This is a genomic window from Phocaeicola salanitronis DSM 18170 (genome assembly GCF_000190575.1).
GTDB lineage: Bacteria > Bacteroidota > Bacteroidia > Bacteroidales > Bacteroidaceae > Phocaeicola > Phocaeicola salanitronis.
Map to the genome: position 1 here is coordinate 65,996 of NC_015164.1, position 18,752 is coordinate 84,747.

The 18,752-nt window shown below is 40.0% G+C and carries 17 protein-coding genes, 1 tRNA gene and 2 pseudogenes; 1 reads left to right on the plus strand and 19 read right to left on the minus strand.

Annotation, left to right across the window (positions count from 1 at the left end):
• Positions 1 to 346: 346 nt before the first annotated feature.
• From BACSA_RS00300 to BACSA_RS00390, 19 genes and pseudogenes are all read right to left on the minus strand, one after another.
• Positions 347 to 418 (minus strand) — tRNA-Arg (locus BACSA_RS00300).
• A gap of 41 nt (positions 419 to 459) precedes the next feature.
• On the minus strand, positions 460 to 666 hold the full coding sequence (locus BACSA_RS19995; protein ID WP_041583799.1) for a hypothetical protein: 207 nt from the start codon (positions 664 to 666) through the stop codon (positions 460 to 462).
• A 103-nt stretch (positions 667 to 769) separates the two neighbouring features.
• Positions 770 to 1,762: a PD-(D/E)XK nuclease family transposase gene (locus BACSA_RS00310; RefSeq protein WP_013616135.1), complete on the minus strand. Its 993-nt coding sequence runs from the start codon at positions 1,760 to 1,762 to the stop codon at positions 770 to 772.
• 252 nt (positions 1,763 to 2,014) lie between these two features.
• Positions 2,015 to 3,109 (minus strand): GDP-L-fucose synthase family protein, encoded by a 1,095-nt coding sequence (locus tag BACSA_RS00315; RefSeq protein WP_013616137.1) that lies wholly within the window; start codon positions 3,107 to 3,109, stop codon positions 2,015 to 2,017.
• An 18-nt stretch (positions 3,110 to 3,127) separates the two neighbouring features.
• Positions 3,128 to 4,220: pseudogene (gene gmd, locus BACSA_RS00320) on the minus strand (GDP-mannose 4,6-dehydratase).
• A 102-nt stretch (positions 4,221 to 4,322) separates the two neighbouring features.
• Entirely contained in the window at positions 4,323 to 5,132 is an 810-nt protein-coding gene (locus tag BACSA_RS00325) for a glycosyltransferase family 2 protein (RefSeq protein ID WP_013616138.1), read from the minus strand.
• A gap of 62 nt (positions 5,133 to 5,194) precedes the next feature.
• Positions 5,195 to 5,506: pseudogene (locus tag BACSA_RS00330) on the minus strand (IS66 family transposase); the annotation flags it as partial.
• A 204-nt stretch (positions 5,507 to 5,710) separates the two neighbouring features.
• Positions 5,711 to 6,559, minus strand: coding sequence for a hypothetical protein (locus BACSA_RS19695; protein WP_144005161.1), 849 nt, complete (start codon positions 6,557 to 6,559; stop codon positions 5,711 to 5,713).
• Positions 6,505 to 7,224: a haloacid dehalogenase-like hydrolase gene (locus tag BACSA_RS00340; RefSeq protein WP_041583801.1), complete on the minus strand. Its 720-nt coding sequence runs from the start codon at positions 7,222 to 7,224 to the stop codon at positions 6,505 to 6,507. Before BACSA_RS00340 ends, BACSA_RS19695 begins: the two co-directional genes overlap by 55 nt.
• Positions 7,190 to 7,978 (minus strand): glycosyltransferase family 2 protein, encoded by a 789-nt coding sequence (locus BACSA_RS00345; RefSeq protein ID WP_013616141.1) that lies wholly within the window; start codon positions 7,976 to 7,978, stop codon positions 7,190 to 7,192. Before BACSA_RS00345 ends, BACSA_RS00340 begins: the two co-directional genes overlap by 35 nt.
• Before the next feature lie 53 nt (positions 7,979 to 8,031).
• The gene (locus BACSA_RS00350) at positions 8,032 to 9,243 is read right to left on the minus strand and encodes a glycosyltransferase (protein ID WP_013616142.1); all 1,212 of its coding nucleotides are present in this window, start codon (positions 9,241 to 9,243) and stop codon (positions 8,032 to 8,034) included.
• Between the two features lie 156 nt (positions 9,244 to 9,399).
• Complete coding sequence (locus tag BACSA_RS20780; protein WP_013616143.1) at positions 9,400 to 10,077, minus strand: acyltransferase; 678 nt, start codon at positions 10,075 to 10,077, stop codon at positions 9,400 to 9,402.
• A 33-nt stretch (positions 10,078 to 10,110) separates the two neighbouring features.
• Positions 10,111 to 11,442 carry a hypothetical protein gene (locus tag BACSA_RS00360; protein WP_013616144.1) on the minus strand — a complete coding sequence of 444 codons (1,332 nt, stop codon included), beginning with the start codon at positions 11,440 to 11,442 and terminating at the stop codon, positions 10,111 to 10,113.
• 169 nt (positions 11,443 to 11,611) lie between these two features.
• Positions 11,612 to 12,136: an acyltransferase gene (locus tag BACSA_RS00365; protein WP_013616145.1), complete on the minus strand. Its 525-nt coding sequence runs from the start codon at positions 12,134 to 12,136 to the stop codon at positions 11,612 to 11,614.
• 332 nt (positions 12,137 to 12,468) lie between these two features.
• Positions 12,469 to 13,335 (minus strand): hypothetical protein, encoded by an 867-nt coding sequence (locus BACSA_RS00370; RefSeq protein WP_013616146.1) that lies wholly within the window; start codon positions 13,333 to 13,335, stop codon positions 12,469 to 12,471.
• Complete coding sequence (locus BACSA_RS00375) at positions 13,332 to 14,747, minus strand: lipopolysaccharide biosynthesis protein (protein WP_013616147.1); 1,416 nt, start codon at positions 14,745 to 14,747, stop codon at positions 13,332 to 13,334. The genes BACSA_RS00370 and BACSA_RS00375 overlap by 4 nt, the downstream gene beginning before the upstream one ends.
• A 205-nt stretch (positions 14,748 to 14,952) precedes the next feature.
• Positions 14,953 to 15,432 (minus strand): KdsC family phosphatase, encoded by a 480-nt coding sequence (locus tag BACSA_RS00380; protein WP_013616148.1) that lies wholly within the window; start codon positions 15,430 to 15,432, stop codon positions 14,953 to 14,955.
• Entirely contained in the window at positions 15,425 to 17,011 is a 1,587-nt protein-coding gene (locus BACSA_RS00385; protein ID WP_013616149.1) for an aldolase catalytic domain-containing protein, read from the minus strand. Before BACSA_RS00385 ends, BACSA_RS00380 begins: the two co-directional genes overlap by 8 nt.
• A gap of 12 nt (positions 17,012 to 17,023) precedes the next feature.
• Positions 17,024 to 17,668 (minus strand): acylneuraminate cytidylyltransferase family protein, encoded by a 645-nt coding sequence (locus BACSA_RS00390; RefSeq protein WP_013616150.1) that lies wholly within the window; start codon positions 17,666 to 17,668, stop codon positions 17,024 to 17,026.
• 80 nt (positions 17,669 to 17,748) lie between these two features.
• Between BACSA_RS00390 and BACSA_RS00395 the strand changes: the two genes are divergently transcribed.
• On the plus strand, positions 17,749 to 18,663 hold the full coding sequence (locus tag BACSA_RS00395) for an IS1595-like element ISBasa1 family transposase (protein ID WP_013616151.1): 915 nt from the start codon (positions 17,749 to 17,751) through the stop codon (positions 18,661 to 18,663).
• The last annotated feature ends 89 nt before the right edge of the window (positions 18,664 to 18,752 follow it).

Sequence of the window (18,752 nt, forward strand, 5' to 3'; positions counted from 1 at the left end):
GTTTGATTGTTATGTGGGGCAAAATTACAATCAAACTATAGGGCATGCAATGTGTATTTCTTAGAATGCTTACATCAGAATGTAAAATGATAAAACTTTTTTATAGGAAAAATGACAATCTGTTTCCTCCTTTGTTTCCTGATAGACATTCACATAATAGGTGTTTGAGCTTATAGGTATTTATAGTCTTGTCTCTTCGGAATTGCAAATCCTTTTTGATGATGAATTACAAATCCGGCAAGGCTGTAGAGGGCGTTTTTGGGGGTGATAACAAAAGTACGGATACAAAAAACCCACTAAAGTAACTTCTTTAGTGGGTTTTTATCCGTTTATGACCCGGTAGTCGTACACCCGTGGGGAGTCGAACCCCAATCGTCGGAACCGGAATCCGATATTCTATCCATTGAACTACGGGTGCGTTTTTTTAATTGCGGTGCAAAAATACAATTATTCTTTTATCTATCCTAATGATTTGAGAAAAAAATAATGTTGATAAGTAGAAGCTGTTTTGAATTTCTCCAAAAAGTTTTTCTTGGCTTGATGTATTCGTTTTCGTGTGTGCTTTGGGCGATTTTTTGGTCCTTTTCGCTCCTGTTCTTCGTCAGATAGCCCGCTATCTTCCTCATCACAGAAGCGGAAATGCCTCAAAAACTCATCCCAAATCATCGCACGATAAATTCAAAACAGCTTCTAAGAGACCGTTTTTTATCACTTAGTTCCTATGTTTGTAATGTGGCTATCTTTCGTTAGCACATTACAAACATAGGAACTAAAGCTTTGCTATTTCTTTTGGACTAAGTCCGGTAGCTTTCGCTATGATATCTGTAGAAACGCCTAAACGTTTCAAGTTTTGTGCATCCTCCAGTTTACTTTTAGCCATTCCTTCTTTTATACCTTCTTCTCTTCCTTCTTTTATACCTTCTTCTCTTCCTTCCCGCATTCCTTTTTCTCTTCCTTCCCGCATCGCGTTCTCCACTCGGTCCTGCATGTCCTCCTCGTAAATACGGCTCACATAGAAACGGTCTACTGCCTTATCATAAGCCACACGGTTCGCTTCCGACAGGTTCGCTACGGCAGCCAGCCGTTCCAGATGCTTGAACACCTGTTCCTTCAGCGCATCCGGCATTCTGTTCCATTCGTTCATATTCTTCAGTGCATAGATTAGTTTGTCATACAATGTCTCGCATTCCTCCAGCTGCTTGGTGAAGTAAGGGAACTGCAAGTATATCTGCCGGAAGTGCGGATTCACCGTCCGCCCGTTCTCACGGTCTGCTACCACCGTGTCCGTACGGAATTTCGGCTCTAACTTCCCTTCCTTGAAGTTCATCAGGAATATTCCGTATACGGTTGAGAGTTTGTAGCGGTCACCGTAGCGGAGGGGTGCTTCACTTACCGTGTCCGACACACTGTCTTTTCCTCCAGACGGCAATTCCACTTCATCCGTTATGGGACGTTCTATCAACCGGCTGATGGCACGGCATACATAATACAGCGTACGGTCCAGAAAATTGCTGTGCCACCGGTTCTGCATCTCCACGATGATGTATTCCCCGCCCGAAGTCAGGCAATACAGGTCGAAGATGATTCCCCTGTCGTTTACGTTGTCCGAATTGTCTTCCTTGTCGATGAACGTCAGGTCTTCAATGTGATGCTCCCCCGCAAGCAGCTCGTTCAGCAAGGTAATGAGCAGTTCCTTGCTGGCAGGTTGCCCGAAGATGATCTTGAAGCCGATATCCGTAAACGGGTTCACGAAATGGGCCATGTATCTTTCTCTTCTTTTCATGTCTCAAAGATAGGAAAACTTGGGAAGATTCACAAATTTGCGTGTGGAGAAGTTTCTAAAGTTTTCACTTTTACAGCACAGTGACTTATGGATTTGTTCCATTTCTCACTCTTGTAACGGATAAAAAGCCTTTTGAAATCTACACTACTGTACATATCACCAAACTTTTTATATTGACAGTGCGAAGGTAGGCACATCTATCTGAACGGGCAATACGTCAGTTTTGGACGCTTATTGGTGATTGATGCAAATCCCTTTCAAATACCATTCATACAGACGATGGATGCCTTCGTCTATCTCCACTTTGTGATGCCATCCTAAATTATGCAGTTTGGTTACATCCGTCAGCTTACGCATCGTTCCGTCCGGTTTTGTGGCATCCCAGCGCAGTTCTCCCTTGAAGCCGATTTCTTTCACAATCTTTTCGGCAAGTTCTTTTATGCTCAGTTCTTTTCCTGTGCCTACGTTAATGTGACAGTTGCGGATTTCCTTATCACCCTCTTTATAGGTGTCTTTGAAGTCTACGTTCAACAATACATGTACACTGGCATCTGCCATTTCTTCACTCCACAGGAACTCACGCAGGGGCTTGCCTGTTCCCCATAATATGACAGCTTCGGGCGTGATGCCGAACTTGGCCAACTTTTCCAGTATCTCTTCGCTGGTGTTACTGCCGTTCACGCCTTCCACCGGGCGCAAGTCGATGTCCTTGCGCACGGCTTCCCAGTTCCCTTCGTTCAGGCATTTGGCAAGATAGACCTTGCGTATCATTGCCGGAAGCACGTGGCTGTTCTCCAAGTGGAAGTTGTCATTCGGCCCATACAGGTTGGTAGGCATTACGGCAATGTAGTTCGTGCCATATTGCAGGTTGAAGCTCTCGCACATTTTCAGTCCGGCTATCTTGGCGATGGCATACGGCTCGTTGGTGTATTCCAAAGGAGAAGTGAGCAGCACTTCTTCCTTCATCGGCTGGGGAGCCTCACGCGGATAGATGCAAGTGCTTCCCAAGAACAGCAGCTTCTTCACATGGTGGCGGAAGCTCTCGCCGATAACGTTCTGCTGTATTTGCAGGTTCTGGTAGATGAAGTCCGCACGGTATTGCAGGTTTGCCATGATGCCGCCGACATGTGCCGCTGCCAATACCACGGCGTCAGGCTGTTCCTCATCGAAGAAACGCTTTACGGCAGTACCATCCAATAAATCCAGTTCTTTATGACTGCGTCCTACAAGGTTTGTATATCCTCTCTGCAAGAGGTTGTTCCAGATGGCGGAACCCACCAGTCCATGGTGTCCCGCCACATATATTTTCGATGATTTTTTTAACATGATTGATACCTCGTCACCTTATTTTACGATTCCTTTCTCCAAATATTCGGCAAGGTTGGTGCGCACTTTCTGTCCGGCATCCTCAGCGGCTACCTTTGCCATATCAGCATCTACCATGAGTTTTACCAATTCTTTAAATGTAGTCTTTTCCGGGTTCCAACCCAATTCAGCCTTCGCCTTAGTCGGGTCTCCCCATAAGTTCACCACATCCGTCGGACGGAAGAAATCAGGCGAAACCTCTACCAACACCTTGCCGGTAGCCTTGTCTATGCCTTTCTCGTCAATGCCTTCACCTTGGAACTCCAGTTCGATGCCTACATGCTTGAATGCCTCGTAACAGAATTCACGTACACTGTGCTGCTTACCCGTGGCGATGACGAAATCCTCAGGCTTGTCATGCTGCAGGATAAGCCACATACATTCCACGTAATCCTTGGCATATCCCCAGTCACGAAGTGAAGACAGGTTACCCAAATACAGTTTCTCCTGCTTGCCCTGCTTGATGCGTGCGGCGGCAAGCGTAATCTTGCGTGTCACGAATGTCTCCCCGCGCCGTTCACTCTCGTGGTTGAACAGAATGCCCGAACAGCAGAACAATGTTATATGCCTCACGATATTCCTTCACAATCCAATAACCGTATAGTTTTGCCACGGCATACGGGCTGTAAGGATGGAAAGGCGTATTCTCGTTCTGCGGCACTTCCTCCACTTTGCCATACAGTTCCGAAGTGGAAGCCTGATACATGCGGCAGGTATCAGCAAGACCACACTGGCGGATGGCTTCCAGGATACGAAGCACTCCCGTAGCGTCTACATCAGCGGTAAATTCTGGGGAGTCAAAGCTGACCTGCACATGGCTTTGAGCGGCAAGGTTATATACCTCCGTAGGACGCACCTTGTTCATCACCTGAATCAGGCTCATCGAATCTCCCAAGTCCGCATAATGCAGGTGGAAATGCGGCTGTCCTTCCAGATGGGCGATACGTTCGCGACAGTCCACCGATGAACGACGGATGGTGCCGTGTACGTCATATCCTTTTTCTAATAAAAACTCGGCAAGGTAGGAACCGTCCTGACCTGTGATACCGGTGATTAATGCTACTTTTCTCATTGTATATGAAATCTATCTTTTTGATTTTTATAGGAGTTATTCTAAACATTGCTTGTCATTATCCTCAAACCAGCCGACAATAGCTTCTTCAATTGATGAAACTTATAAAATTCCATCAAATGATTCTTTGTAACTTTTAATATGTAATCCATGTTTTTGAAAAAAAGTCTTTATGCTACTTAAATGCAACAATGTCTTTTTACTAAATTTAGAACTACCTCTTAAATGATTGTGTATCATTACAGCATCTGGATAATAAATAACAGGTCTATTCATTTTCCATGTTCGTAAACAAATATCTTCATCTTCCATATACAGAAAATAATCCAAATCAAAACCTCCTAATTCAGCAAACATTTCTCTTGACAGAAACATTGCAGCACCAATAGCCCAGTCTACCGCTTGTGTTTTACCAAAATCCAAATGCTTGCATAAATAATTTTCTACATTCCTGTTAACGGCATTATCTTTCCCTTTTGTTATGATTCTCGCCCATAACGTACTTAATGAAATAAATCCTCGTACAGAATATTGTATAGAACCATCAGGATTCAGTAATTTAGGTACGACCATCCCTATTTCTGGATAATTATTGGCATATTGATAGAGCTTATCTAAACTATCCGGTTGTAAAATTATGTCCGGATTGATAATAGCTATATATTTACCAGTAGAAGCCAAGACACCTTTATTGTTGTTTTCTCCAAATCCTAAAGGTTTTTGATTGACGATAATCTTTATTTGCGGATAATATTTCTTGATATATTCTACACTTCCATCCGTAGAACAATTATCCACATAAATCATCTCAAAAGAAACTTTGGGCTTGTTATTACCGAAAATAGAAGATAATAATGACCTGAGATATGAAAGATGATTCATACCCACAGTAATAACTGAGACATTAATCATATGATTTTTGTAATAAAAGTTACAATTTGAACCGAGAGTTTGTTTGTCACGTGGGATATGCCAGAACAGCCATGAAGCTTTGCCGTTCCTATTACACTATGATAAGTGGCGGCCATCTCAGCACCCGCATCACTGCCATAATGAAGTGAATTGTTGCGTTGAGTTGTCAGCTTTCGAATGGTCCGCTCCGCAAGATTATTGTCAATCGGGAGTTCACCGTCATTCAAGTAAGCAAAGATCTCTTTTCAGGACCGGTTCAGGTAATTAAGGGCTCCTGTATAATATTGGCTTCTGAATTCTGAATCCTTTGACAGTTCACTGACCAACAGACTGCGCAATTCTATCAGGAGTTCTTTCGTTTCCATGCTTTGCCTTCTAGAAAATGTTATGGGACTTTGTTCTTGACACAAAACGATTGGAGAGATTCTCCATGAGGCAATGCCTCGCTCTGGTACTGAAAGTAAAACCTTTCAAGATCTTCACTGCTATACATAATCTTTTTTTAGTTCGCAGCAAAGTTATTCCTTTCAATTTGACTGCTTACAAAATTTTAGAAATCATAAATACATATTCTTATTTTACCTTGCCCCTAATTTCGGCATGTTTACTTGCCCCAACCTTAACAAGAAAAAGTAAAAAGGAATAATGCAAAACTGTATAGACGTTCCTAAATACAATAGAAATAAACATATTCCAATACTCAATGTAACATAGTATTTGATGCGGAATGAAAAACGTTTGTCATAATGGCTCATAAAAAATTTGGTCCAACGCTCTTGCGGCAACCCTTTTCCTCCTGAACATATTTCTATCAATTTAATAATAGGATAAGATAGGAATAATACCAAAATGCTAATTCCCCAATTTTGACTATAAGTTGAAGTAAATAAAAATAATGGCATACAATATCGATAAGCTGTCAAGACTACAATAAAATATAAATTAATTCTTCCGCGAATTCCATTGTATAACATATATATAGGTATTATAGACCAAAAGGACAGTATGACAACATAAGAAACATTCCAATAAATAAAAATGCAGGACAGGAGCACTCCTATTACTAACCTAAACCCATAAATAATGACTTTATATTTTTCGTAGTATGCCAATCCTGAAGGACTGATTCTTAATGTAGGGTGCTTTTCTTTCTTTATTGTCTCACAATCATTTTGGATATAACCTATTTCATAAAAGTTATAAACCCCAACAAGCGAGAGTAGAGTTTGTATTGTAAAGAACGCTTCTTGATTGGCTAAATACATAGCCAATAACACAGGGATTAAATACTCTGTTCCCCATACTAACACACCTAATTTGCTACGTCGTAAAAATCTGGTTTTAATAGCATAAACGAACGGGATATAAAACATTAACATGCTATGATGTTTGCATTCCAGCCTTTTTTCTTCAATAGTCGTTCCCATTTTTCCTTTGTTTTAGGATATACTATAATATTTTTCTCTTTAGCTTTTTCCAGCAAAGTCATATCCGATAAATCATCGGTATAAACACCTTCAAAATATCTTTCAAAGTCAGCAAATATTTTTTCAACTTTACGCCCTAACAAGTCAACAGATAATTTTCCTTGGCATACGCCATTTTGATATGCAAGCTGAGAACTGTAACAACTTTGGCAAGGTACATGTCTGGATATGATATCTGCAATAAAATCGAGCGTTGCAGATACGATAATAATTTTATTGTGGGGATCCAACGACAATGATTTTAGTGAATCAATAACCTTTACGTTTTGATGAGGAATGAGATATTCATTATAAAAAGATTGTGCAGCATCTTTTAGTTCATCATAAGTATAACCTTTAAGAAAACACAAGGCTATGATTCTTGTCATATCCATACGCAACAATTTAACAGCAATCTTGTTAAAAAGGCGCCAAACAATTGTTTTTCGCAGAATATTATAATAGCGATAATAAATGTTTGTATCTTTCAAGAAATATTCAAGGAAATCAAAAGTTGTGTTTGAACGATAGAGAGTACCACAGATATCAAAGATATAAATTCTATTCATGTCAGTAAAATTACGGCTTGATTCATATCCTTCGTCCTCGCCTAATAATTTTATCATAAAGCAATCTAAAGAATTTGTTATAAAGAACATTCCCAATACAACGTATAATAGGATTATCATATTTGATGATAAAGTCGGCATCCGGCGACATCCGCTCGGGCAGAAGTGCTTTAATTGCCCTGTAGCGCTCTTGCAGCGACTCATTAAGATTGCCACTTGCCCCTGCCTTCTCGCAGGCACAGACATTGACTGATACGTCAAGATAAGAGCAATTATCAAGCACCAATGCCTTAAAGAAAAACTCCGTATCACTCACGATTTTGTAATTTTCATTATACATATATCGCTTCATCACTGCTGCCTTTATAAACGCAGCCTGATGATTCATACTGTTTTTAAGGAAGAAAGTCAGCGATAATTCTGTCGGCTTGGGCGGTCTTATCTTGTAGTTTTCGGCATAGCCAATGCCGGTCACAATAGCCTTTTCCTGTTGTAGAAAAGGGGTTATTTGTTCCAATGCCAGTTCATTGCAAAATATGTCACCGGAGTTCATGAAATTAAGATAGTCGCCGCTGCTCATTCTTATACCCTTGTTCATAGCATTGTAGATACCTGAGTCTTTTTCAGACACATAGCTTAAATCAGCGATGCGAGGTATGTAGCTTTTAATCACATCCACACTTTCATCCGTACTGGCTCCATCTATCACTATGACCTCATAATCTCTGTAAGACTGACATGATACACTTTCAAGCGTGGCCTTCAACCCCATCGCATTGTTGAAGTTGACGGTTATAATACTTACTTTCATTGTTTATTTAAATATTCGAATACAAATTAGAAGTACCCAATTAGCAAATCTGCTTACACTAGTCCCTGTATAAATTTGCGCACCAAATCAAAAAACGCTGTGGAACAGCGATGTGGTTCATGATACTTTCGTACCTTCTCCATGCCCAAACGAGCCATGGATTCATAATGAGATGGTTGTGCAAGAATATCCTCTAATATACCAGGCAATTGATCGGCATATCTATAAATAATACACGATTCTTTATCTCGAACAGCTATATTTTCTAAGGCTACATTAGTACCTATAGTCAACAAACCATTGGCAATAGCATCCAACGTTTTACCTTTTGTACCTGCACCTACTTCTATCGGATAGAGGAATATGTCATATTTAGCTATGCTTTCCACATAATTTTCCACCCAACGTACAGAAATAGCATCACAACCGGATTCTTTCAACACATTACAGCATTTCTCCCATCCTGCTCCTATAAAAGTAAAACTGAATGATTTTTTAAGATGGTCGTCCATACGGGTCAAAACTGAGACTATTTCATCCATGGCAGAAATTGTACGTTCATCATATGCACCGGCAAACAGAATCTGCAAAACCGGTTTTGAGAAATCTATTGTAACATGATCTGCCAATTCATAATGCGGATGATACAAGAAGAAGTATTTTTTATCGGGCGCAACCTTTCTTACTACCTCAAGATCTTCTCTACCTACCACATGATAAATAACATTGCTACCTACAGGATATCTCATCTGTTTAACTGTAGAATAAGTGACCTTTGCTAATCCTAAATAGAAAATAAGGCTCCTGAAACTGTATAGGTCAACTATCTGGCGATAGTAAGTTAATGAAGGGCTATCGGGACCAGTTATAACATGCTTAAACTGAGGCAAACGTTTACTTAACCCAATAAAAGTGTCCCAATAATGCCAAATCACATCCGGTCGGTTAGCCGTCAACTGTTTTAGTTGCTTATCGGAGGGTTGGATATAACAAAATAAAGGGTAATTGAAAAACACTCTTGCCATTGTCAGGTCATATCTTACCAGAAAGGAGTACCAGCGAGGCAATCGCCAAACATGTATGCGCAAATTCAGTGATTGCTCTACTTGTCGGATCTGATCTACCTCAATCTTATTCAAATTGAAAGAAAATACTTCGACATCAATGTCTGAATTCCGATGTTTCAGTAAATAATAAGGCAAGGCTGAAGGTCCACGAACATTTTCGCGCGTAGGTGTAAAAAGTGTTAGTAAACTGACTTTCATAATGAAATATTGTTGTTTCGGTTATACCAATTTGGTTAATAGTTTCTTAGTTTGATGAAGTTTGGTTTAAGTTAGACATGTATGAACTTTCATAACATTTTATCGCAATCTCCCATGAATTATAAGAATATTGGGTGACTCCCGTTAAACTCATATTTAAGCTCCTTTGGACGTTTTCCTATCACCTTTGCCGGCACCCCCCCCCACAAGTGTGTAGGGGGGTACATCCTTGGTTACTACGGCTCCTGCAGCAATCACAGCACCTTCTCCGATAGTCACATCGTGTAAGATAATGGTACGCGGATCAATCCATGCTCGATCTTCAATCTTTACAGGACCGCAATGTTCGGGATTACATGCAAAATAAGGATCACGATAGTCGTGCTGAAGAGTCCAAATATGCACACCCGAAGCAAAGCAAACATTTTTACCAATTTCTATACCCTCTCGTGCATCTAGTATAGCATTGTCGCCAATGATACTTCCACGGCCGATTTTCAACGATGTAGGATTACGAATTTCAGCACCTGTATAAATCACCACCTTATCTGCCATATCTATCAGGTAGATATGCCGATAGAAGAAGTTACGTATATGATGAGATGGTATTTCACTGATCCATTTCAAAGCCAAGCGCTCTACATAACCATTACTCGAAGCACAGATATAGTTACGGGCTTTTTCAAACAAGTTCCGTCCTTTGCAAAATTTCCCTTTTACACGACGCGCCTCATGAGAGTACAACCATAACAGCGGTGAAGTCAACAACAAGATTAGTAGCCTATAGAATATGGCCACAAAAAGAACGATGAGTAATAACATCAATTGATTCATAATAGATATTTGAAATAATGTTTACAGTGACCTTTATCTGATTCGTTTTCTTCTCTCCACAGCCATAGTCTTTTGCAGCAGTACAAAGAGTGCGTAGTAGATAACAATATCCTTGAGTTGTGTAAAACTCATTCCGGCAATAGAACCGACAAAAAAGCTGATAAAGAGGATAAGTGAAGCGAAAGCCAAAGGGTGATTGCGGTAGCGATAAAAGTAGAGACCTATATATCCCCAAAGACAGAGCAGAATAATAGTGCCCAATATGCCAAACTGGGTGACACAATTACCCCAAGCAATGTCATACGATCGAAGCACCTGACTGTCGTTTGTACCATCGTAACTGTTCACGGCAAATCGGCAATATTTTCTCATGATCGGTTCGTCATCAGGAATGTAAGGCAGGCCCATCAGTTGCTCAGGCAAGGGACGTTCTGAGAGATAAGTTGCTCGCTCATAAAACCAAGCCACACGATAGAGCAAGGTGGTTTCCTCACCTTGTCCCTTATAACCGGTGGCATAATTTTTATATTCGCCTCTAAATATGCCTTCTATGTCGCCACCTGTTCCGCGATTTTGAAATGAAGTCTGCACAATGACCAAAACTGGAGTAAGTAGTATGAAGCCAAGAACCACCCATTTGAAATATTCTTTTCGTTTCCAACATATACCCAAAAGTAGCGAAGCCATGGTAATCAAGATGCTTGTACGCCCCATTGTTGCCAATCGCATCAACACATACGTACCTGGCACTAGTAGTTTCTGCTTAAAACGCCACAAAACAAAGGTCTTACCCGTGAATACACTGAGAAACAGAAACATATTTGCGTAGGGCGGCATATTGGTAAATCGTGAAAATCCACCATAGTCTGCACTGGCAACAACATCTTTGGTATTAAGCAGCAGACTTTGGTTAAGCGGTAATTGAAATATAAACAATATAGCCGTAACGAATGTCAGCGTGCCCAACATACGGAATGTTTTTACAAGATCTGTATAACTCTGGTCTCTGATTATAAAATAGGCAAGCACAAATAAATGAAATCTAGCCATTCTAATAACATAAACATAGGGTACCTCATAATAGATAATGGAAAACAATGTCACGGCCATTATGAAAGCAAGCATCCACCATACACGCTTGGCCAGTCTGTCGAGCGAGAAAAACGACCAGTCTCGTATGGCTACATGATAACCGCAAATTAGCAGTATGAATGCTAGAGACATATCATCTATCTTAAATGTGCCTTCACCATAAGGGAATATACTGCATCCATTACCCAGACAAATGAAAAACAAAAAGAGCGACCAAGCTCTGTGACGCTTGTAGAGCACAAGCATCAGAAAAAATACAATCAGTGAAATCACAACGTTTTTATTTCAATATCTATTACTTAATCTTTTACTAATCTTCTCAACTTCTTTTCCCCATTAAATAGCGATTCTCTGCCAATGTCATAGGGGATTCGGATAGTTATGGGCTATTTGAGGATAGTCACCAAATTTTATTAATATGAATAGACACTCAAATAAATGCTTATATCTTTTTGATGAACTTAGCCGGATTTCCTCCCCAGACCTCATTGGCAGGTACATCGTCTACGACAACACTTCCAGCCGCAATCATGGCATGATCTCCTATGGTGACGCCTTTACAAATGATGGAACGTGCACCGATGAATACCACGTCACCAATAGTTATGGGCGCATTACGAGGGTTCTCGATATCTTTTTGCCTGTCTAGTCTTTTATGCCAATCTGTAGAATGGAAATTTGTATCCATAATCAGGCATCCAGCACCTATATTAACGTGATGACCTATCTGTATACGTTCATAGCATTGGATGATGGTATTGGTCATGCCAGAGTGTTCGCCTATTGTCAATGTGGCGTTGTCCCGTACACAAATCTTACAGCCATTGCCGCAGTCGATAGCTGCCATGATGCCGGAATTGGCGATAAAATCGTCACCGATTGAGACTTTGCATCCTTTACCTAAGTTCAAATAGGTGCGTCCGTTGAAATAACATTCCTTGGGGTCAAACTTTACCTGATGATACAATAGATAATGTTTTGCAGTCCAACTATAAAACCTGCGTTTTACCCCCCCCCCAATTTGTTAATAATTACTAATGATACTATTGGTAACAAAGACTTCAATCTCATATTTTATCGTATTTTTTTAATAATATTCTTTAAGCCTACCCATATTGGTAATCAATTGCCAATGCTCTTTAAACCATTCCTCGGGATTGTTTCACCATTTTGTTTCCAGCAAGAATTTTTTGATGTCTTCATCGTATCGGTATCCCTCGCAACCTCTTAGCCAGAAGACGGAATTCCTCCCATTTTGTCTAATTGTGTTACTTGTTTTAGGGTGATTATGTTTACTGTTTATGATTCTCTTTCATAACTGTCTATAAAGGAACTTTTGGTGCAATTTAAAATAGTGACATTGCTGTATTTTGAATAGTCAGCCAATATATCATGACTTTCAAACAGTCTTCCCCAATAAGCAATATATTCACTGACTTTCCAATATTTTCCATTGTCATTTCTCTTCAAGGGTTTAAGAGATACCTCCTTCTTATCATAAAAATGAGTATCGCGATTGCATAAATGATTGTTCTCATCCACACAAAGAGTTTCGAAAAAATTATGATCCACTCCATATACACGAACCGTGGAATACCCAGAATTAATGCCTACATATATACACATTTGTGCTACGGTTTCTATGCGTGGTATGGCCATCCCTTTTCTGTAAAAGAAAAAACGGAATCGTTCGAAACCTTTATACTCTAGATAGTTGAGCGGAACAATATGGAGGTGAGGGTTGGACAAATGACTGAACGCTTTGAATGCATTTAAATATACAGATGGAATATAGATATTTAAATCCCAATCCACGTTCTTTTGCAGCACGGCGAAGAGATGTTGTGCTTCCTGTTTTCGGTGAGTTTCTTTGAAAAACATCGGGTCAGCCAGACAATAATGTATCGGTTTGATTTTGAAGAAGATGTCTTCGAACGCGAAGTAATTCATGACGATGTAGTCCACTCCTTGAAAAACCGGATCGGTCTGTAGGGTGGGAATCACTCCTTTTAAGGAAGGCCCATTGGCCAATACAGCTACAGTGCCGTGGTATTGTCTCTTTATAGGATTGATATAAGCTCTGTGCCAGACGACCCGTAGCAAAAAGAGCGTAAACTTCAATGATTGGACGAAAAATTTAGCAATTTGTTTGATTAATATTTTCATTTTCTAAGTTTGAATTTTGTTTGAACTAACAGTAATAAGTCTTTATTAATGAACGCAAAGATACCCACAACTGATACAAAACCAATCAGGTTGAACCAATAGGGCGTTACCTGAAGGCTTGCGGCAACAATATACAATCCTGTGAGAACGAGCATCCATATGTATTTCCAGACGTTGGTGATTTGAACATATTTCCATCCGTACCAGATACGAGACAGTGCCATCACCACAAAAGAGAGCATTACTGACAGTGCAACTCCCCATATAGCCAAAGAAGGGATGAGTATGAAATTGAATAAAACAGCTGCAACCGCTCCCCACACACTGGAATAGAAGAAGTATTTGCTTGTGCGTGTAGCAGAGAAATTACTGCCAGCCATGCTTGACACACAGGAAAACACGGTGCCCAACACTAAAAGAGGAATATATTGCCATGCCTCAAAAAAGTCATCAGATGTGAAAAGACTGACTAGCAATTTGCTACACAGTGTGATGAGTAGCGATACTATCAACAGTCCTGTGACAACTGACCGGAATACTCGGTTGAAAAACACTTCATATCCCTTCTTTCCAAATTCCTCCAATACTGAAATCTGCCAAGAAGTGACAAACACCGTGAACAGCATACTCAGAATGCCTGGGAATTTATTAGCAACAGCAAATATGCCGATTGCATACATACCTAAATGAGCTTCCATTAACGGACGGTTTAGGGCACTGACCAGCCACCACATAATACCATTAGGAATTAACGGGATGGAATACTTTAACATTTCTTTGCATGCATTTATCGAAAACCGATGGCATGACCAATATGTATAACCTCTTGAAAATGTAATGGAATATAAAGCCGATAACAGGTATGCACCAATCATGCTCCAAACATATCCGTCCACTCCCCACTTGGGTATCAGCATAAATGCAAATAATGCTGTAAAGCCAGTGAGAACAATGCCCGTTATGCTGTAGACTTGTATTTTATCTATGCTGCGTGTAAACTGCTGTGCAAATTGTTGAACTATCATACCTGCAAGCATCCCATAAATCAACCATAAATTATCTGAGAAACTGTTATGTATGTCACATCGTTTAAATACAACACTGGCAACGCCAAAAATGAGGGCAGTCAGTCCAAGCATCAGGAATAAAAAGAATGATGCCGAAGAAAAATAAATTTCCTGCCGATCTCTATCAGCTCCTTTTGGAAAAATGAATATGGATTCCGCAATGTTGCAACTGACAAATCCTGTCAGGAATGTCACATACACTGTAATAATATCCGTTGATCCATAGTCTTCAACACTGAGCCACCGTGTATAGAACGGAAGCATCAACAGGCTGATCAATTTAGCCCCTGCATTGCCTATGAACACGAGCAGCGTATTTTTGCCAAGACGGCGATATTTGCCCATAGAAACAGACTCTATATTATTCAAAGTTATTTAACCACAAATCTATACTTTACCTCTGGATATATAAACTGGATATATAAACTTTCCTCTATAGACTTTACTCTCCAGCTTGCAAACATGCTCAACACTTTTTTCTTAATACTTCTACTAACTCTGCCATAACAAACTAAGTCGTTAAATACGTTTATGCGTATTTAAAATATGTTCAACAAAAAAGCCATTCTATAAACTCCCTGACAGCACCATTCCCACCAGAGAACCGTGATTGGAAATCTGTGATGTCTTGTACTTCTTTGACCGCATCGGCAGGACACCCAACAATTCCATGGTTTTCTTTTATGAGTCGAATACATGGAAGATCATTCAAATCGTCACCTATGTAAGCGCATTCTCTTAACATGACATTATGCTCTTTGCAATATGTCATGAGGTGTTCTTTTTTGTTCTTAATTCCTTGATGTATTTCAGATATGCCAAGTTCCTTACAGCGTCTCTCTACAATTTCAGAACATCGTCCTGTAATGATTATCGGAATAATACCATTGGGTAATAAGATGTCGTGGATTCCATAACCGTCCTTTATATCGAAAGCCTTCATCATTTCACCATTGGCTCCCATATAAATCTTGCCGTCTGTCAACGTTCCATCGACATCCATTACCAAACATTTGATTCTTTTATTCATAACGGGATGGCGTGACAAATTTTACATCAATACTTTCTAAGCGCAGTTTTGAAACAAAGTTTTTATAATACCTGTTTCTTCTGTCTGCTTGTTCCTCGTTTACAGGCCGACGTAAATTCGGGTCATAATAGTTCTCATTGATATTTACCGAGAATCCGTCCAAACCTGCAAGATAGATGCTCCTAACCCCACAGGCTTTCAATAGGTTTGCTGCGATTACAAATGAAGAGTCGTGTGTGCGATCATCGATTTCAATCCAATTCTTGTAGTTCAATATTTTAACATTACCTCTCGCACCTTTAGAAACATTAGAAGTAGTGATGATAGGGATGCCATTATTTATAGAATTGTCAAAGACATCTTTCCTTGTTGTAAGTAAATAATCAACTTTAGTCTCACCAGTCAGATTAAGACCAATGGAAACAACATTCTCCCTGTCTTTGATTACATCAATCTGAGAAGAATATGCTAACAGGCTCTTACCAGGAGCAATAATAAGTACCTCTTTCCCCTCAAAAGCAGTCTTCAATTCCTTTACCACATTTGAATCATCAACCGTCTTGCTTTCGTTGTAAGCTCTATATAGTTCTTCTGCATATTCCTTGTCAAAGGAGATTTTCTTTTCTTCTTTAATGAGGCTCAACAATTCGGCAACCTGGTCTATCGGAAGCATGTGCTTGTTATAAAAATGGCTCGCATAACTGGGCGTACAATGATTGGCGGACGATAGGTAATATTCGGGCGCATACCCCCAATAAAACTCAGAATGCAACTGGTTTATCACCTTGTCTATCACTTCCAGCAAAGGGGCTATGTGGTAATGACCTCCATAATAAAGGTTGAGATGCTCTAACAAAAGCTCTGTATTCAAGTTCCCGGCTCCTTTTCCCATACCCATAATCGAGGTGTCCAGCATTAAATCTCTGTTAGTCGGGAATTGGAGCATGGCACAAGCGTTGGAATAGGACATCTGAAGATTGTTATGAGAATGAAAGCCCAACAACATCGAAGGTATGAGATTGTGGTCAACAAGATTGAGCATCCTGCTCATGTCATTAGGTCGCATTTCTCCAAAACTGTCAACAACGTAGAAGCCTGAAGCCTGCGGCAATTCGGTGTTGACAAGCTCAATCAATTCCAAAAGCTCGGCATCGCTATAGCGGAGTGTAATCATGGGTTGGATATACAGTTCGTATCCTTTCTCCATAATCTGTTTCCCTATGGTCACGATGTCGTGCATGTTTTTTTTATGAAAAGCGACCCGTATGCCGTCTATATAGTTTTCAGTCCTTGAAGGGAATTTTTCTACCGAATATTTCCCATAATCCATCATGGCAACATATTTTATACCCGCTTTCTTTTCTTTCAACAAGGTGTCACTGATTGCAGGAATGGAAATCCACTGCGTACGTCCGGATTGGGTTCCCTTATTCTCATCGAGATAACCCATTTCTATGACATTCACGCCAGATGCTTCCTGTGCAGCAAGTATCTTTTCCATATATACTTGTCCGAAATTGAAGTTGTTAACACACCCTCCGTCTCTGAGAGTGACATCTAAAACATTAATTTTTCCCATTGTATTTTTATGTTAGAGATTTATCTTATCGAATATTTCAGCCAATTCAAAGTCTTCCGGCATATCTATGTCTATAGCTTCCTTAAAGGATACTTCTTTGATGAATGGTTTATGCCCGATTCTACGATGATAGTTCAGGAACACTTCTTTCGTGAATACATATACACCAGATGTTTCTTGATATATTGGAGTCAAATCTTGTGTCCTTGGCACATTTGTAGCATCAAAATTTAAAGGTTCGCCGTTTTGCCAAAGATAATCCTGAAGTTTCACGGCACAGAAAGCGGAGTCATATTCTCCCGATTTCACTGCTTCAATGCACAGCTTCATTGTTTCTTTTGTAATGAAAGGAGCGGTTGCATGTGCATATACATAAATGTCGGCCTTTTCTATTTCCATGAAAGCAGTGAAGATTTGCGTGAAGTTTGAGGTTGGCAAATCAAGTTCTGGTGATCGTTTTATAAAATTCACTCCTTGCGGTAAATAGTGGGTCACGCTTTCATCACTACAAAAAACGCATATCTTATCGCATAAATTTGTTGCTTTAAGATTGTCTAATTCATGCTGCAATAGTGGTTTATTTCCCAACATTCTCGTATTTTTGCCCGGACAACGTTCGTTGTGAAGTTTAATGGGCATAATTGCACAAATTCTCATGATTTTTGTTTTTTGAAATATATTTATAGGTATAGGCGTTTAAGCCGCACCAATTGAGATAGAATCGCTACCTTTGTAGCATGGGAACCAGAAATCAATTCAAAGGCGTGAACTCAATTAAATTCTACCAGCGTTTTGTGTCAGATGACGAATGTTACAAGTATCTGGCGGATATTAAATGGGAGAATGGCTACATTTGTAAAAGATGTGGTCACACCCACTACTGTAAAGGGACAAAACCATATTCGAGACGTTGCACCAAGTGCAAGCATGATGAGAGTCCGACAGCAGGCACAATGTTTGACAAATTGAAATTTCCTTTGCTTATCGCGTTCCATATAGCATTCAAAATCAGCACTAAAAAGAAAGGGATGTCTTCTTTGGAATTGTCGGAAGAGTACGAATTACGGCAGAAGACTTGTTGGGAATTCAAGCGAAAGATACAGTATGCAATGAAAAGCTCATGCAAGTATCCGCTTAATGGTCAAGTCCATGTCGATGAATTCTATATTGGCGGAGAGGAAGAACAGAAACGTGGTCGTTCCAAAGGGAAAAAGCGCCTAGTTCAAGTCGCACTTGAGATATTGCCCGGCAAGGGCGTCGGCAGAGCGTATGCGCGAGCCATAGAAAATGCCTCGGCAGAATCCCTGAAACCATTGTTCATCGATCACATATCCAAAGAGGCTGAAATCGTCACTGACGAGTGGAACGGCTATTTGCCAATAAAATCCGACTATCCAAAGCTAACACAAAGGAAATCCGAAGATGGATCGTCATTTCCCGATATACATATACACATTATGAATATCAAGGGATGGTTGAGGGGAATACATCATCACTGTTCAAAAGCGCAGCTCCAAGGCTATCTTGACGAGTATCATTTTCGATACAATAGACGCAATAACATGGACACAATATTCGATGTGCTTATCAGACGGATGGCTAATTCAGAACCTTTTAGACTGCAAACCAATAAATTGCGTAGTGCGACTTAAACGCCTATGCCTATATATTTATTTAATACGTTTCGCAATATGTTGTATTCCACCTATTAATAATGCCAACAATTGCGGGCACCATTTCT

Bases quoted from the DNA above. Each gene is read 5' to 3' on its own strand.
- BACSA_RS19995 (WP_041583799.1), bottom strand. From the start codon at position 666: ATGATTTGGGATGAGTTTTTGAGGCATTTCCGCTTCTGTGATGAGGAA.
- BACSA_RS00310 (WP_013616135.1), bottom strand. From the start codon at position 1,762: ATGGCCCATTTCGTGAACCCGTTTACGGATATCGGCTTCAAGATCATC.
- BACSA_RS00315 (WP_013616137.1), bottom strand. From the start codon at position 3,109: ATGTTAAAAAAATCATCGAAAATATATGTGGCGGGACACCATGGACTG.
- BACSA_RS00325 (WP_013616138.1), bottom strand. From the start codon at position 5,132: ATGATTAATGTCTCAGTTATTACTGTGGGTATGAATCATCTTTCATAT.
- BACSA_RS19695 (WP_144005161.1), bottom strand. From the start codon at position 6,559: ATGGGAACGACTATTGAAGAAAAAAGGCTGGAATGCAAACATCATAGC.
- BACSA_RS00340 (WP_041583801.1), bottom strand. From the start codon at position 7,224: ATGATAAAATTATTAGGCGAGGACGAAGGATATGAATCAAGCCGTAAT.
- BACSA_RS00345 (WP_013616141.1), bottom strand. From the start codon at position 7,978: ATGAAAGTAAGTATTATAACCGTCAACTTCAACAATGCGATGGGGTTG.
- BACSA_RS00350 (WP_013616142.1), bottom strand. From the start codon at position 9,243: ATGAAAGTCAGTTTACTAACACTTTTTACACCTACGCGCGAAAATGTT.
- BACSA_RS20780 (WP_013616143.1), bottom strand. From the start codon at position 10,077: ATGAATCAATTGATGTTATTACTCATCGTTCTTTTTGTGGCCATATTC.
- BACSA_RS00370 (WP_013616146.1), bottom strand. From the start codon at position 13,335: ATGAAAATATTAATCAAACAAATTGCTAAATTTTTCGTCCAATCATTG.
- BACSA_RS00375 (WP_013616147.1), bottom strand. From the start codon at position 14,747: ATGGGCAAATATCGCCGTCTTGGCAAAAATACGCTGCTCGTGTTCATA.
- BACSA_RS00380 (WP_013616148.1), bottom strand. From the start codon at position 15,432: ATGAATAAAAGAATCAAATGTTTGGTAATGGATGTCGATGGAACGTTG.
- BACSA_RS00385 (WP_013616149.1), bottom strand. From the start codon at position 17,011: ATGGGAAAAATTAATGTTTTAGATGTCACTCTCAGAGACGGAGGGTGT.
- BACSA_RS00390 (WP_013616150.1), bottom strand. From the start codon at position 17,668: ATGAGAATTTGTGCAATTATGCCCATTAAACTTCACAACGAACGTTGT.
- BACSA_RS00395 (WP_013616151.1), top strand. From the start codon at position 17,749: ATGGGAACCAGAAATCAATTCAAAGGCGTGAACTCAATTAAATTCTAC.